We start from the raw sequence: 14,374 nt of genomic DNA, 5'->3' as shown, positions 1-14,374 counted from the left end.
TGGAATGAGTACCATTCCATATGTAATTGAACAATCAAATCGTGGGGAACGTTCATATGACATTTACTCTAGACTGTTAAAGGATCGAATTATCATCATTGGTGATGAAATAAATGAACATACGGCCAATAGCGTCGTCGCACAATTGTTATTTTTAGCAGCAGACGCACCTGATAAGGAAATATCACTCTATATCAATAGTCCTGGAGGTTTAACCACAGCGGGTTTTGCTATCTTTGACACGATGCAATACATTAAGCCAGACGTGAGGACGATCTGCACAGGGATGGCAGCTTCATTTGGAGCGATGTTACTGCTTGCTGGGAAAAAGGGAAAACGTTATGCCCTGCCAAATAGTGAAATTATGATCCATCAGCCATTAGGAGGAGCAAAAGGGCAAGCAACAGAAATCGAAATATCCGCACGAAGAATTTTAAAGCTTAGAGAGCATATCAATCAAATTATTTCAGAACGGACCGGCCAACCGATTGAAAAAGTAGCCAAGGATACAGACCGAGATTACTTTATGAGTGCCGAAGAAGCGAAAGAATATGGGATTATTGATGAGATTCTTTATCCGAAATGAATTTGAAGTTGGTATCAAAATTAACAAAGCTGCCAATGAAAAAATTAAAGGGTTCCGTATTCTGGTGCTTTCTTATTAAAAGAAACAAGAATTGACGTATGAATTGGCATACGTCTTTTTCTTTATTTATCAAGGAGTCTACGAATTTTCATTAACTTTGACTAGAATAGGATCAAGAGGGAACGCGCCTAGGGGGGGAATCAAGTTAACACTCGAGCTGATAAATAAACGGAAAAATTCCGCTTAATTCGTAATTATATTAAAAAAGACTTAGTTAGACGGAGAGATTCCGCCTATTTACTCGAAAAATTTGAAAAGGGGAGATTTTGCTTTGCATAACCGGAAAACCTCCGCTTATTTACCCCGAAATGAGCTCCATTCTGCACTTAACCGGAAAATCTCCGCTTATTGTACTTTTGTAGATTATTCGATTAAGGACAAGGCACCTTATTTAAATCTCAAAAATCTAAGAGAACCTCATTTTAATGCTTACGGTCAGATTTTAAATTTTTTAGTGAGGATTAGTATTGAAGAGGACAAAAAAATTTTTTTTCATCAAACCGTCTTAAAACATTGTCCGTTTCCTTTAATGTAAATAACATATTTGAGGGGGAACTTATATGAAAAAGTACGCTTATTTCTTTTCAGTATTCTTTTTAATCTTTTTGTTAGCTGCTTGCAGTAATGGGACAAAGGAAGCTACAAAAGAGGATAAACCAAAGAGTGACACCTCAACCATAGACAAAGGGAGTACAAATGCGAGTTTACAATTGTTAGAGGATGAAAAGGTAGGAAAATACCTAGCGGATTCAAAGGGAATGACGTTGTATTATTTTACAAAAGATCAAATTGGTAAGAGTGTGTGTAGTGGAGATTGTTTAGTTAATTGGCCGGCGTTTACTGCTTCAGATTTCGATGTTCCAGAAGGATTTAACAAAAGTGATTTTGGCACAATTAAGCGAGAAGATAATGGATCCGAACAAGTGACGTACAAAGGGTATCCACTTTATTACTGGATAAAAGATAAAGCAAAAGGGGATGTAACAGGGCAAGGTGTAGGAGATGTGTGGTTTATTGTGAATACAGAAACCACTTTTAAATAGAATTATGCTTTTACCAGTATATTTCGTTTAAGAAAGCTGCCAATGGCAGCTTTTTTGTGTGAAAAGGAAAATACACTAGCAAAAATCCAGGTAATAGGTTAATATTTTCCAATAAAAGCTCCTAAGGGGGGATGTTTCTTGGAAATAAAAATCGATGATTTAACCGGTACAGATGTTGCAGAATTGATAGGTGAACATCTTCACAATATGAGACTGAATTCACCGCCAGAAAGTATCCATGCTCTAAATCTTGATCAATTGCAAAAACCGGAGATCACTTTTTGGAGTGCATGGGAAGGGAAGGAATTACTTGGGTGCGGGGCTTTAAAAGAACTTGATACCCAACATGGGGAAATCAAATCGATGCGAACCTCATCCTCGCATCTAAGAAAAGGAGTAGCTAAACTGATGCTCCAACATATTGTTGAAGAAGCAAAACAGCGCGGCTACAATAGACTAAGTTTAGAAACGGGTTCAATGGATGCATTTGAGCCTGCGAGAAGGCTCTATGCCAGCTTCGGGTTCCACTATTGTCATCCATTTTCGGATTATACCGAGGACCCCAATAGCGTATTTATGACCATGGAATTATAAGTATGTTGGGTGGAATCGATAATGGATCACGAATTGAAAGAGGTTATCAAAAAATAAATAGAAAAAGGAGTTGGTTATCTGCCATAAGCAGGAATCAACTCCTTTTTTTATCATCTAGCACAATTGGACCCAAATTGTTGATCGATCTTCCACGTTATTTTCAATGATGGAGTAGGCTGCATTCGTAATGGCTTCTGAAAGGGTTTTACCAGTGGCACGGATATCATTGAAGCTAGCTTCAGATATTCCATTGGATGAAAATGTATAGCCATAATCCTTTAATCTGTCTACAATAAGCATGGCATGGTCAAGATTATGCTCAGGTTGAAAATTCGATTCATGGATGAATGTAGCTTTTTCATAAGCATACCACCGATCCCATCGATTTAACTTCCAACCTAGAATTCTACGTGCAATTGAATCAGTCTTGTTCATATCATTTACCCCTTTTTCCAATTATTTTAAATTTGGCTTATCTGTTATGTAACAGTAGGTTTAATATGTTTATATTGTATAACACGTAAAATAATTTGACTACTATTTATTTGAATATTTGAAAAATAATTTTCTGAAGAGGAAATCATTATTTGACCATCATTTTTGATGATAAATGTTATAATATGGATAATAGTGTGGGAGGGATTTAATGGATAACGATCCTCGTTTTGAAGATAGGACTCCTTTTAATGATGTTATCAAGCATGGTGATATTGTCCAAGGTTTTCAAGCCCCAAAGAGCGTCGAACAAATGCCAAAATGGTATCGGAAGCCCCGGAGAATTCTTATAGCCATCAGTCTGCTTATTTTCATAGGAGTCGTAATCTATCAACTGATTGATTTTTTAAGCGCGATTACCTCTTAAAAACAAATTCTTACACAATAAAATAAAAAGAGGTGATCAGTTCACCTCTTAAATGATTCGATCTTTTATTACTTTTCACGATGCGGATACATTTGGTGCCATTGCTGCCAGGTACCATGTGGATGTTGATGATGCCACAGCTGCCAAGGCACCCAAGGATGCTGTTGCTGCCATTGATGATGAGTACCATGAGGATAATGGTGATGCCATTGTTCCCAAGGCATATAAGGGTGCTGTTGATGCCATTGCTGCCAGGTCCCGTGTGGATGTTGATGATGCCACTGTTCCCAAGGCATAAATTGAGAATGTGATTGACCATGACCGTGAGTCATTCATTTTCACCTACTTTATTATAAATTCTATATAGCTTATGCAAAGCATGTTTTGAAGGGGCTATTTCTGGGGAATTTAGGCCGGATTAACAAATATTTCAGCGTGTGAGATATAAAACACGGCTTTCCATATTACAATATGTGAACACAAAAAAGAACGCACATATTAGATTACATCTAACATGTACGTTCTTTTTATGTTTATCGCTTTTTCTTTTTGGAATTATCGACAACAAATTTACTTTTTTTATTAACGACCTCTAAGGTAACTTGAACATGGACATGTAGTTCATCAACATTTTTTACACTAGATACCCTTGCTTTACGCCCTTTAATTTTTAACTCCTCACCTTCGGTTGGAACACGTTGAAGCAGCTGAGTTAATAAAACATTATTGTTTTCAATAAAATGAACAGCATACATGTTGGTCTCACCTATTTCTTATGGTATGTGATACATAAAAAATGCTCATATAAAATATATGAGGTAGTTGAAGTGCACATTACTAAATTTGAAAATGCGCATATCAACAGACGAGGCCGGGAAGATAAGAAATATTTACTACTAATATATAATCATGGTAAAAATAGGTATAGATATGATAATTAATAATGGGGTGAAATATGGAAAATCAAAATGCATCTTTAAGCAGACAATATGATATCGATTGGATTCGCGTTTTAGCCACAATTGGAGTATTCCTTTACCACTGCTCCATGTTTTTTAATCCATTTCCTTGGCATGTTAAAAATAATTGGTTGGATTCAAGTAGTATTTTAGTATTTTCACTGTTTGTTGGGGCTTGGATCATGCCGATCTTTTTCGCCATTTCGGGGATCAATGTGTCTTATGCATTAAAAAAGAGGCAAACATCCGCTTATCTCAAAGAACGACTGATTAGACTAGGGGTACCCCTCGTGTTCGGAGTCTTTATCTTAACCCCTCCGCAAATCTTTATGGAACGTAAGGCCAACAACCAGTTTAATGGTACCTTCCTAGAATTTTTACCGCATTACTTTGATGGCATATATTTAGATTTTGGCGGTACAGGTAATTTCGCTTTCTTTGGATTACATTTATGGTATTTACTTGTACTACTAGTCTTCTCATTTATTACGTTACCATTATTTAAAAAAGTCCCTAATGGAAGAACATTTGGAATCACCCATCTTTATATACTGCCATTTATTCTTTTTTTAACTGGGTTAATAAAAACACAAGGATTAGGCGGGTGGGACCTCGTTTTTTATCTAGTCATCTTAATTTATGGCTATTATTTTTTCTCGAGTCCAGCATTTAAACCAATATTAAAATCAACCATAAAATTACACTTTATTTTGGCTGCAATTACTTCAGTCCTTTACATCGTATGGTTTATGATGGACTTCTCACAACCTGGCTCCGTGCAAGCTCTTATCTTTTATGCCGTAAGAACACTAAATTGTTGGAGCTTGTTATTATGCATCTTCTTTCTGGCAGACAAATATTTATCTTTTTCCAATGGTTTCCTAAAGTATGCTAGTGAAGCCTCAATGCCATTTTATGTCTTACACCAACCGGTTATTGTATTCTTAGGCTTTTTCATCCGTGATCTTTCTTGGTCAATCCCTGTGAAACTTATTTTTCTCGTACCGGTTTCTTTTATTTTGATTATGATTTGTTATCATTTAATCATTCAACGTGTGCAGCTTTTAAGATTTTTATTTGGGATGAAGGGCAATAGATTAGGAGTAAAAAGTGACATTGTACAAACGGAGTGGAGTAGAAAATTATGAATTTAGGTAAGAAAAATAAACAGATTGGAGGAATGAATTTGAGTGGGATTGCAAAGACGCCAGAACCACCTTACTACGCAGTTATTTTTTCATCACAGCGAACAGAAGGGGACAGAGGGTATGGAAGAATGGCGGACAAAATGGTAGAGTTAGCCTCACAGCAAAAAGGATTCCTAGGTGTAGAGAGTGCGAGGGATGATCTGTTAGGAATTACAGTTTCTTATTGGGATACCTTAGAGTCCATCAAAGAGTGGAAGGAACATGCCGCTCACAAAGTAGCACAAGAAAAAGGGAAATCAGAATGGTACAAGAGCTTTTCCCTTAGAGTATGCCGTATTGAGAGAGATAATTTTTTTGAAATGTAAAATTGGTAATCAGGTAGGGGAATAAGTAGAAGTTTATTTTAAAAAGTTTCATCTGCCATTGAAAGCAGGTGAAACTTTTTTTTAAACTAATACCTTCACATCTATAATTCTTACAAAACGTACTAAAGATGAATCAATCTTGAAAGTCCCTTGATCATTTTCCACAATAAGGTATTTGTTTTGATTTAGCTTTTCAACTACTTCTTGTTCCACCTCTTCTGTTTTGACATGAGTTTCTTTAATTAATTTTTCGATAATTATTTCGTGATCAAACGTATAGCATACTGTATATTCTTTCAAACTAATTACCCTTTCTATAATTAATATGTAGAAATTATTTTTTTTCGACTTTTACTAACCCACTGCCTAAATTATTCTTTTCGAAATAACAAATGACGACATCATGAACTTGTATATTATCAACTGAAAGGATGTTCTTAGAAGAAAAAATAATGTCTGTTCCGTCCTCGCTGTTTCCGTAGTATTGATTTCCTTTAATTTTTGTAATCTTGTATTCTACTGTAGTGTATTTAGAGGAACTTTGATTTTTAGATACTGAATCATTAACAGGAGCTGAAGTATGATCTCTAACTAATACTAAAGCTAATAATATTGATGAGAGCACCAAAAGGATGATTACTCTTTTAAACATTGGTTCTCAACCTCCTTCTATGTATTTTAAGAGATATGCAGGGAAAGTAAATCCTACTATTTTCCTTTAGTCTTTAGACCTATGCCAAAATCCGAGCCCAAAAGATTTTTAATTAATGAGAACATGACAGGTCTTTGAAAAGTAATGAGCTTCGGCACTAGGCCGAAGCTCATTTTACCTTTTTTACAAAAACTTCAAATGCTGATCTCCAAAAAAGCCCTTCAATATATAATCTCCATCAGGGACATTCAGTCTTTTAAAACCCAACAAAAACTCCTTATTGTCATAAGGCACTTCTTTAAAAGCAACGGACACTTCTCCTTGATCACCGATTGTCAGCATGGCATAGGGGGCTAATGGCTGATAGTTGCAGCCTAAGGAGCTAGGATTAAGATAAAGTCGCCCATTTGATTTAAAGTGGTGGATGACGTGATGATGTCCAAAACAAACGATATCGGCAGTAGTAGTTCGGTAATGTTCATCAAGCTTCGCCTCGGTTGGTTCTTTATCTAATGGAATAAACACATGTTGGTCACTTAAATGGTAATGAACAAAAAATATTCTTTTACTATTGTAAACCGCATCTCCTGTAACGGGAATCTCATCTAAAAACGGAATAAACTTCCGGTCAATGTGTGCTGCAATCCATTGGTGATGGACTTTTTCTTTACCTCTGCTGTAGGGTTCTCTACCAGCAATGATATCCAAAATAGCTTCATCATGATTTCCCATAACAAAAGAAATATCAGTACGTGAGGTTAACAGCTGAAGAACCTCGTTTGTTTCATACCCAATCCCGATCAAATCACCTAAACAATAAATATGCTCGGTTGTTTTGTCCTTATCAATATCATCCAAAACAGCTTTTAAGGCTGAAAAATTCCCGTGAATATCTGTTATGATCGCTATTTTATGTTCCATAATCAAGTCTCCGTTTTTCATATAGTTTAACTACTTGTATCAAATAAAATACAAATAATTGAAACCATAAAATTAAGGAGTGTTTACGGTCTTTCCCATTCCCACTCTAAAGATCCATCTAAGAATTGGAGGAACGACAAAGTAAATAAAAAGGAGGCGAAAGATTTGATAGCCGGTAACCATGGATAAATCAGCATGAATGGCATGAGCGAGAATTCCCATCTGATCCATACCACCAGGAGCTAAGGCTAAAAAACTGGTCGAATGGTTAATATGATAAAAACTAACAAGCAGTATACTTAACCCGACAGAGACCAAGATCATGACCATCCCACTAATGAGTGCAAGCGAAATAATTTTTGTTTTATGTTCCAGTTTCTCAGGCTTTAATAGCAGCCCAATATAAGCACCAATAAAAAATTGGGAGGCATCCAGTAAAGTAGGGGGTAAGGCTGGACCTTGTAATCCCATTAAATTGAAGATTGCTGTTCCTAATATTGGCCCTAATAAATAGGGAGTAGGAAAGTGAAGTTTTCTAGCAAGAAAAGCACAAACCACACATATTAAACCAAACCAAATAACCTTTGGAAAAAGGGGTCCAGGGGAGATCACACCACCAGTAACCAAGCCAGACACTGTGTTGGAAGTATGATTAAAAAATGGTCCGAAGATAAGAAAGGGAACAAAGAAAATAATCATAATCAATCGAGCAACTTGAAGAAACGTTACTGTAGTAATGTTAATACCTTTTAATTCTTCTGCAAAGATTATCATTTGTGAAAGCCCGCCCGGAATACTGCCAATCAAGACAGTCGGATAATCGACCCCAGAGAGTTTGGATACCACAAAAGCGATTCCAGCACAAAAACAAACAAGCAATACCGTCATCAATAACATGGAAGGCAGTTTCGCCACGATTTCCAAGAGTGCTTCTTTAGTGAACGAGAGACCAATGGAATATCCGACAATCACTAAGCCGGTATCTCGAATCATCTTTGGCCAGTAAAACTGAACTGTTCCGAACCGAGAGCCAATTAAAACCGCGGTCATTGGTCCAAGCAGCCAAGGAATCGGTGAATGGATGATGGAGAATAAAAACCCTCCGATTAAGGAGGTTACTAATGTAATACAGAACCGAACCCTTAGATCGTCAATAGTAAAATTCATCAAAGAAACCCTTCTGTCCTAATAAATTGTTTATTTGTTCACACCCTTGACATAATTTTAACATGAGGTGGAAAATTTATCTAAACTTAAGTATTTTAGAATGGGTTTACACATAATAAAGGAGAAAAGTTATCCAATATATATTTTTAAAAGGAGAGTAATATATGAAAGCACCACTTATATTAGGACTCGGTATTACCTTCTTCTTATTCGTCCCACTAGGAATCTATACGAATATTTTCCCGTTTGTCACGATAGGGTTAACTGGTGCTGGTTTATCCTTTATTTTATATAGTTTAAAAATAAAAGACGACTGGAAAGGCTTTAATAGGATGAAAAAATTACCCTATATTGGCTCATCAGTTGTTTGGATTTATCGTTTAGGTATTCTTGGAATTGGTGCCGCAGCTTTATACAGTGCTTCTTCATTTTGGGCGGATTCACCTGCTTACATTAAAAAGAATTACGCGAAAATAGAAGGGATTCCTTCAAAAATTGTTTATGAGAAAGCTACATCCAAGGGTCAATTAGAAGGAACGATTACAGTTATCATCAATAACAAAAGACTAAACATTGCTCCAAATCCACGTTATCCGATCAAAAATAAAGTGGAAGGCCGCCATTTCCTGATTAATTATCTGCCAAACACCGAATGGGTTATGGATTATACAATCGAATGAATAAAAAACTAGGAAACTCACCGTTCTGTTTCCTAGTTTTTTTCATTAGTTTGCTTGTGTCTGGTGAACGACTTCCTTACGTTGTTCAATGATAATTAATCCGCCGAATAACCCTAGGATGGAGAAAAGAACAGGGATCATAAAACCATAATGGTAACCTACACTGCTTTCGGATGCATGGAAATGGTCTAAAACTTTCCCGAAAATGCTTGGTAAAAGGACAGCACTTAAAAATCCGCCCATATTGGCAAAACCAGAAACCACTCCGACCTCTTTGATATCAAAGGATTTTCTGACAATCGCAAAGGTTAAGGCACTCGCCCCATTTCCATACCCAATAATAAAGAAAATAATCGTAAGCATCAGGATTGGCGGCTTTCCGTTCATGATTATAAATGACACCCAGGATAAAGTTACAATGCAGTGAACAACAACGTAGATTCGTTTAATCGAGTCGAAGCGGCTTGAAATCCAGCTGGTTAAAGGAGCACCAATAATAGCTCCGATAAGACCGATCATAATCAGCTGACTTGAATCTGAACGAGACAACCCATATACATGCATCCCATAAGGGACAGCCCACGATCCAATAAATCCTACATACGTTCCAACAGCACCAAAGTGACAAAAGAATGCGGCCCATGCTTGACGCGTGGTGAAAATCCGGCGTAACAAAATCAGCGTATTTTCACGTGGTTTTTTGGGTTTATTACTGGCTGTACTTTTCCACGTCATTTTCTTAGGTTTTTGTATGAGCACGATATAAAGTAGGACGCTGCAAAGAAGTAATAGGATACCAGTTGTAAAAAAAGGTGTGCGCCACCCGGATATCGTAATCCATGCAGAGAGGGGCACGGTCGCTAACAAAAAGCCAAAACTTCCTGCCATTCCCGCAATACCTAGTAATCCAACAAATTCTCTTACTTTAAACCACTGACTAAGGATCAATACTAAATTAACCCATATTGCTGCATCACCCATCCCTACCAATAATCTAGCCAAAAGAAACACGACTTCATGTGAGGCGGTGCTATAAATTAACGTACCTATCCCTGTAAGAAGCGCCCCTATCACTAGAAAGTAATTAGGACCAAACCGATCAGACAAGATCCCTACCGGTATTTGTAAACCAGCATAAGCAAAAAATTGAATACTTGCTAATAATCCAATCGTAGAGGCGGTAATGTTAAAATCTTTCATTAATTGGTCGGAAATCAATCCCGGAGCTGTTCGCTGACTCACAATTAATAAATACGTTAATAAAACTGACACAAAAACGACCCATCGATACTTGCTATTTTGTTTTTCCAATGATCTCTACTCCTGTTAGCTATAATTTTCTTATTATACAACATAAATTTGGATTTTTGTCTTTTAAGGCACTAACTTGTTTAGAGCTACTATTATATTGAAATCGTTAATTCAACAGATATAAAGTCCTCTAATGCTAATGTACTAACTTTAAATGGGAAAGGCTTATTTTATCATGAAAATGATGTAAACCCATATATTTAGTTTATACCATTATTAAAGGGGGAATTGGTTCATGAATCAACAAACCTTAATATTGGATTTAGATGACACCTTAATTCATTGCAATAAATACTTTGTAGAATCTCGAAACAGATTTGCAAATGTGATGAAGAAATGGTTTAAATCTGTATCGAAGAAAGAAATTCTCGAAAAGCAGTCTGAAATTGACATAAAAGGCGTGGAAAAAAAAGGCTTGCATTCTTCATTATATACGCAATCCTTAGTGGCAACCTATCAGTATTTTTGCCTAAGATTTGGAAGGAAACTGAAGGGGTCTGAAATAAATCAAATTGAAAAAATTGGTCAAAGTGTCTTTCAACGAAAGGTAAAACCATTTCCATATATGTATGAAATCCTGGATACCTTACAAGCAGATGGACATCAGTTGTTATTATTTACAGGAGGGGATGAAGCAAACCAAAGCAGAAAAATTACTCAACTGGGCTTAACGGATTACTTTGAGGACAGAATTTTTATTTACGAACATAAAAACACAGATGCACTGCAACAGATTCTAAATAAAATCAACACTGATAAAAAGACTACCTGGATGATTGGGAACTCACTAAAGACGGACATCAAACCTGCGCTCGAGCTGGGAATCAATGCGATCCATATTCCTGCAGAAATCGAGTGGAGTTATAATATTGTCGATATTGAAATCGAACCAAGCGGTACTTACGCTCAATTAAAATCACTTGTACATTTGCCCGTGTTTATTAGAGAACAAGCTTATGATACTGCACTAAATAGAAGAAGGGATTCAGTTAAAGAAGTTCTAACAATATATTTAAATAAAGAGGTAAAAGCATGACGCTTGAACTGGAGTGGTTTCCACATGGAGACTGCTCTAAATTTATTTCAGAAGTTAATTTGTTAGAATAGTAGTTATGGCTTATATAGAGTATAATAAAGTTAACTATCTTAGTAAGGAGATACCTATATGAGCATTAAACCAAAAAAGTATAATTTTTTTCAACGATTTGGACGTGCTTTTAAGTTAAATATAATTAAACTGCTCAGGTCTCCTGGTGGAGCTAAAAAAGTATCCTTAGGATTTGCCCTTGGCCTTGGCTTAGAAATGTTGGTTCTGTCCACAGGATCACTTATCTATATATTTTTTGTTCCGATTGTCCGTATAGCGAAAGGTTCATTACCTGCATCAATTATTGGGAATGTGATCGGAAAATTAACACTGCTCCCAGTCATTTTGTTACCTTTTGCAAAAACATTAGGGAAATTTCTTTTTCCAATGAAAGTTCATATCGGGCACCATTCCTCTTTTTCGTTTAAAAAATTAATCCATGGCGATTTTCATACGCTCGTAAGTATCCTTCATGGAGGAATTCATACATTAATAGGAATGTCGATTTTCGGGTTAATTCTTGGCGTTTGTTCTTATTTCATTGTGTATCATTCTTATGAAAAAGAAAAAGCAAAAAGGCAAAAAAGAAGACGAGATAAACGTGAAGTTCCTCTTAATTCAATCAATCAGACTTATATATAAGTGGTGTAGAATCGAAAACATCTTCAATGGAAGGTGTTTTATTTTTTTAGCTTGGATTAATCTTTTCTAGAGAATGTACATATTAATAATTGAGGTGAAAATTGTGGAAATATTACATTCGAAATTTGATTTACATACCCATCATGATCGGTGCGGTCATGCACGTGGCAAAATACGTGATTATATTGAAGCCGCAATTGAAAGAGGATTAAATGTAATCGGTATCGCTGATCATTCCCCATACTTCAGCAGTGAGGTGGATCAACTCCATCCCAACATCGCCATGGCAAAAAGTGCGTTTCCCGAATACATTAACGAAGTCCTTCAATTGAAACAGACGTATAGAGAGAAAATTGATGTGCTGCTTGGAGTAGAGTCAGATTTCTTCCCTGAGTCAGTTGAGATTTACCGCTCCTGTTTTGAACCGTATCCTTTTGATTACATCATTGGATCAGTTCACTATGTTGACGGAGTAAGTATTTTTAATAAAAAGAGATGGAACGGCTTAACAGAAAAAGAAAAGATCAAGTCGAAAGAAAATTACTATTCGCTGATTGAGCAATCCGCACGAAGTGGTATGTTTCAAATCCTCGGGCATATTGACGCCATGAAAGGATTTTATCCTGCTTTTTCATCCATTCAGACAGCTGCGGTCGAACATACCCTAAAAGTGATTGGAGAATATAATATTGCAATTGAAATCAACACTTCTGGAAAAACCAAGGACGTTGGCGGCTGGTATCCGTCGGACGATATTCTTGAAATGGCACTTCACTATGGTGTAAAGGTAACCTTTGGATCCGATGCTCATGATCCGCATCGAGTAGGGGACGATTTTGATCTAGTTCAGCAACGTCTCAAGGAAATTGGATTCAAGGAATGGGTTTATTTTAAGAACAAAGAGAGAGTGATAGTAAAGATTTAGTATAATTCCGTATAGTTTTACAAACACTACCTGTAAAAAGGGGTGTAACCATGGACAAAGAAAAAAAGAATGTACCACAGGAATTTCAAAATAATATGAAAGATAATAAAAATAGCAAAACCAATCTTACCGCAAACCTAGAGGATAATGATATTCAGCCAGAGAGTGCGGTTATCATTGGTGGCGGAGATCCAAATCTATCTCCAGATGCCGGCCGACCACTTATTTAATTGAAAGGACACCTTTCCACATTCATTTGAATAGTGGAAGGGTGTTTTTTTATTCTTAAAATTGTCTGCAAACATGCTTTCCATTATGATGAATAAGAGGAAATCTTAATGGATCTCAATGGAGGAAATAAATGAAGTTCAAAAAAGGATTAAAAAGGCTCGGATTATTTCTGATTTTATTAATTGTATTTATGTTCTTTAATAATAGTTCTTTATTAACAAAGAATCGTAAGGGAGAGCCGTTCTTGCTGGCACACCGCGGGCTTGGCCAGACTTTTTCGATGAAAGGGATAGAATGGGATACATGTACAGCGGAGCGTATTTATGAACCCGAGCATGCCTACTTAGAAAACACGCTGTCCTCAATGAAAGTTGCCTTTGCTGCCGGTGCTGACCTTGTTGAATTAGATATAAAACCAACAAAAGATGGTCAATTTGCCGTGTTCCATGACGGAACCCTTGAGTGCCGCACAAATGTGAAAGGGTCTACCAAAGACTACACAATGGCAGAATTAAAAAAGGTCGATATTGGATACGGATATACAGCAGATAACGGTAAGACTTTTCCTTTCCGTGGAAAAGGAGTGGGATTAATGCCGTCACTAGACGAAGTGTTGAAGCATTTTTCTGATAAACCATTCTTGATACATATTAAAAACGCTGACCCAAAAGAGGGGACGATGCTCGTTGGGTTTCTATCAAAACTACCGGAAAAACGCCTGAGTCAGCTAACTGTTTACGGGGACGATCAACCAATTGCTGCATTAAAAGAACAGCTTCCAGAGCTAAGAGTGATGTCAATGGCTACGCTGAAAAGCTGTTTGATTCCTTATTTAGGAGTAGGATGGACTGGTTATATCCCATCAGCCTGTGAGAATTCACAATTACATGTGCCTGAAAAATATGCACCACTGTTATGGGGCTGGCCTAATAAATTTTTAAACCGTATGGATAGTGTTAACACCAGAGTCATTCTGGTCGCAGGGGATGGAGGCTGGTCTGAAGGATTTGATTCAGCGGATGATCTAAAACGATTGCCAGATCACTATACAGGAGGAATATGGACCAATCGAATTGATAGAATTGCCCCGTTAGTTAAGGGGGCAGGGCAAAAGTGATGAGTATTTCATAAGGACCGAACC

At 36.7% G+C, this 14,374-nt stretch carries 20 protein-coding genes; 13 read left to right on the top strand and 7 right to left on the bottom strand.

What is annotated here, in order from left to right; all coding sequences use genetic code 11:
* The first annotated feature begins 4 nt into the window (after positions 1-4).
* The 3 genes from clpP to FS608_RS10640 all read left to right on the top strand — a co-directional run bounded on the left by clpP (position 5) and on the right by FS608_RS10640 (position 2,283).
* Positions 5-586, top strand: coding sequence for an ATP-dependent Clp endopeptidase proteolytic subunit ClpP (gene clpP / locus FS608_RS10650; RefSeq protein ID WP_144549757.1), 582 nt, complete (start codon positions 5-7; stop codon positions 584-586).
* Between the two features lie 620 nt (positions 587-1,206).
* Positions 1,207-1,689, top strand: a complete 483-nt coding sequence (locus FS608_RS10645; protein WP_144549754.1) for a COG4315 family predicted lipoprotein — start codon at positions 1,207-1,209, stop codon at positions 1,687-1,689.
* Positions 1,690-1,827: 138 nt separating this feature from the next.
* The gene (locus tag FS608_RS10640) at positions 1,828-2,283 is read left to right on the top strand and encodes a GNAT family N-acetyltransferase (protein WP_144549752.1); all 456 of its coding nucleotides are present in this window, start codon (positions 1,828-1,830) and stop codon (positions 2,281-2,283) included.
* A gap of 114 nt (positions 2,284-2,397) precedes the next feature.
* On the opposite strand, the gene FS608_RS10635 is transcribed toward FS608_RS10640, so the two are convergent.
* Entirely contained in the window at positions 2,398-2,718 is a 321-nt protein-coding gene (locus FS608_RS10635; protein ID WP_144549750.1) for a BC1872 family protein, read from the bottom strand.
* 211 nt (positions 2,719-2,929) lie between these two features.
* Between FS608_RS10635 and FS608_RS10630 the strand changes: the two genes are divergently transcribed.
* Together FS608_RS10630 and FS608_RS30175 are read left to right on the top strand one after the other, a co-directional pair.
* On the top strand, positions 2,930-3,145 hold the full coding sequence (locus tag FS608_RS10630; protein WP_144549748.1) for a hypothetical protein: 216 nt from the start codon (positions 2,930-2,932) through the stop codon (positions 3,143-3,145).
* 52 nt (positions 3,146-3,197) lie between these two features.
* Positions 3,198-3,443, top strand: a complete 246-nt coding sequence (locus tag FS608_RS30175) for a hypothetical protein (RefSeq protein ID WP_186328677.1) — start codon at positions 3,198-3,200, stop codon at positions 3,441-3,443.
* Positions 3,444-3,678: 235 nt separating this feature from the next.
* Here the strand turns inward: FS608_RS30175 and FS608_RS10620 are convergent, their stop codons facing one another.
* The gene (locus tag FS608_RS10620; RefSeq protein ID WP_144549743.1) at positions 3,679-3,900 is read right to left on the bottom strand and encodes a hypothetical protein; all 222 of its coding nucleotides are present in this window, start codon (positions 3,898-3,900) and stop codon (positions 3,679-3,681) included.
* A gap of 200 nt (positions 3,901-4,100) precedes the next feature.
* Between FS608_RS10620 and FS608_RS10615 the strand changes: the two genes are divergently transcribed.
* On the top strand, positions 4,101-5,252 hold the full coding sequence (locus FS608_RS10615) for an acyltransferase family protein (RefSeq protein ID WP_144549741.1): 1,152 nt from the start codon (positions 4,101-4,103) through the stop codon (positions 5,250-5,252).
* Between the two features lie 38 nt (positions 5,253-5,290).
* Entirely contained in the window at positions 5,291-5,617 is a 327-nt protein-coding gene (locus FS608_RS10610; RefSeq protein WP_144550081.1) for an antibiotic biosynthesis monooxygenase family protein, read from the top strand.
* Positions 5,618-5,698: 81 nt separating this feature from the next.
* Here the strand turns inward: FS608_RS10610 and FS608_RS10605 are convergent, their stop codons facing one another.
* From FS608_RS10605 to FS608_RS10590, 4 genes are all read right to left on the bottom strand, one after another.
* Positions 5,699-5,917: a hypothetical protein gene (locus FS608_RS10605; protein ID WP_144549739.1), complete on the bottom strand. Its 219-nt coding sequence runs from the start codon at positions 5,915-5,917 to the stop codon at positions 5,699-5,701.
* A 34-nt stretch (positions 5,918-5,951) separates the two neighbouring features.
* The gene (locus FS608_RS10600) at positions 5,952-6,269 is read right to left on the bottom strand and encodes a hypothetical protein (RefSeq protein WP_144549737.1); all 318 of its coding nucleotides are present in this window, start codon (positions 6,267-6,269) and stop codon (positions 5,952-5,954) included.
* A gap of 183 nt (positions 6,270-6,452) precedes the next feature.
* Positions 6,453-7,190, bottom strand: a complete 738-nt coding sequence (locus FS608_RS10595; RefSeq protein WP_144549735.1) for a metallophosphoesterase family protein — start codon at positions 7,188-7,190, stop codon at positions 6,453-6,455.
* Positions 7,191-7,262: 72 nt separating this feature from the next.
* Positions 7,263-8,357, bottom strand: a complete 1,095-nt coding sequence (locus FS608_RS10590; protein ID WP_144549733.1) for an AbrB family transcriptional regulator — start codon at positions 8,355-8,357, stop codon at positions 7,263-7,265.
* Positions 8,358-8,521: 164 nt separating this feature from the next.
* Here FS608_RS10590 and FS608_RS10585 point away from each other — a divergent pair, with 164 nt between their 5' ends.
* Positions 8,522-9,037 (top strand): hypothetical protein, encoded by a 516-nt coding sequence (locus FS608_RS10585; RefSeq protein WP_144549731.1) that lies wholly within the window; start codon positions 8,522-8,524, stop codon positions 9,035-9,037.
* A gap of 45 nt (positions 9,038-9,082) precedes the next feature.
* Here FS608_RS10585 and FS608_RS10580 read toward each other — a convergent pair whose 3' ends face one another.
* Positions 9,083-10,348 carry an MFS transporter gene (locus FS608_RS10580; protein ID WP_144549729.1) on the bottom strand — a complete coding sequence of 422 codons (1,266 nt, stop codon included), beginning with the start codon at positions 10,346-10,348 and terminating at the stop codon, positions 9,083-9,085.
* 235 nt (positions 10,349-10,583) lie between these two features.
* On the opposite strand from FS608_RS10580, the gene FS608_RS10575 reads away from it, so the two are divergent.
* The 5 genes from FS608_RS10575 (at position 10,584) to FS608_RS10555 (ending at position 14,350) form a co-directional block, all read left to right on the top strand.
* Positions 10,584-11,384, top strand: coding sequence for an HAD family hydrolase (locus FS608_RS10575; protein ID WP_144549727.1), 801 nt, complete (start codon positions 10,584-10,586; stop codon positions 11,382-11,384).
* A gap of 129 nt (positions 11,385-11,513) precedes the next feature.
* The gene (locus FS608_RS10570) at positions 11,514-12,077 is read left to right on the top strand and encodes a DUF2062 domain-containing protein (RefSeq protein ID WP_144549725.1); all 564 of its coding nucleotides are present in this window, start codon (positions 11,514-11,516) and stop codon (positions 12,075-12,077) included.
* Between the two features lie 103 nt (positions 12,078-12,180).
* Positions 12,181-13,002, top strand: coding sequence for a histidinol-phosphatase (locus FS608_RS10565; RefSeq protein WP_260871642.1), 822 nt, complete (start codon positions 12,181-12,183; stop codon positions 13,000-13,002).
* A 50-nt stretch (positions 13,003-13,052) separates the two neighbouring features.
* Positions 13,053-13,232: a hypothetical protein gene (locus FS608_RS10560; protein WP_144549721.1), complete on the top strand. Its 180-nt coding sequence runs from the start codon at positions 13,053-13,055 to the stop codon at positions 13,230-13,232.
* Positions 13,233-13,363: 131 nt separating this feature from the next.
* Positions 13,364-14,350, top strand: coding sequence for a glycerophosphodiester phosphodiesterase family protein (locus tag FS608_RS10555; protein WP_144549719.1), 987 nt, complete (start codon positions 13,364-13,366; stop codon positions 14,348-14,350).
* The last annotated feature ends 24 nt before the right edge of the window (positions 14,351-14,374 follow it).

The organism is Bacillus sp. X1(2014), assembly GCF_007678255.1.
Note: the sequence above shows the minus strand (reverse complement) of the source record. Positions and strands in the feature narration are given on the sequence as shown.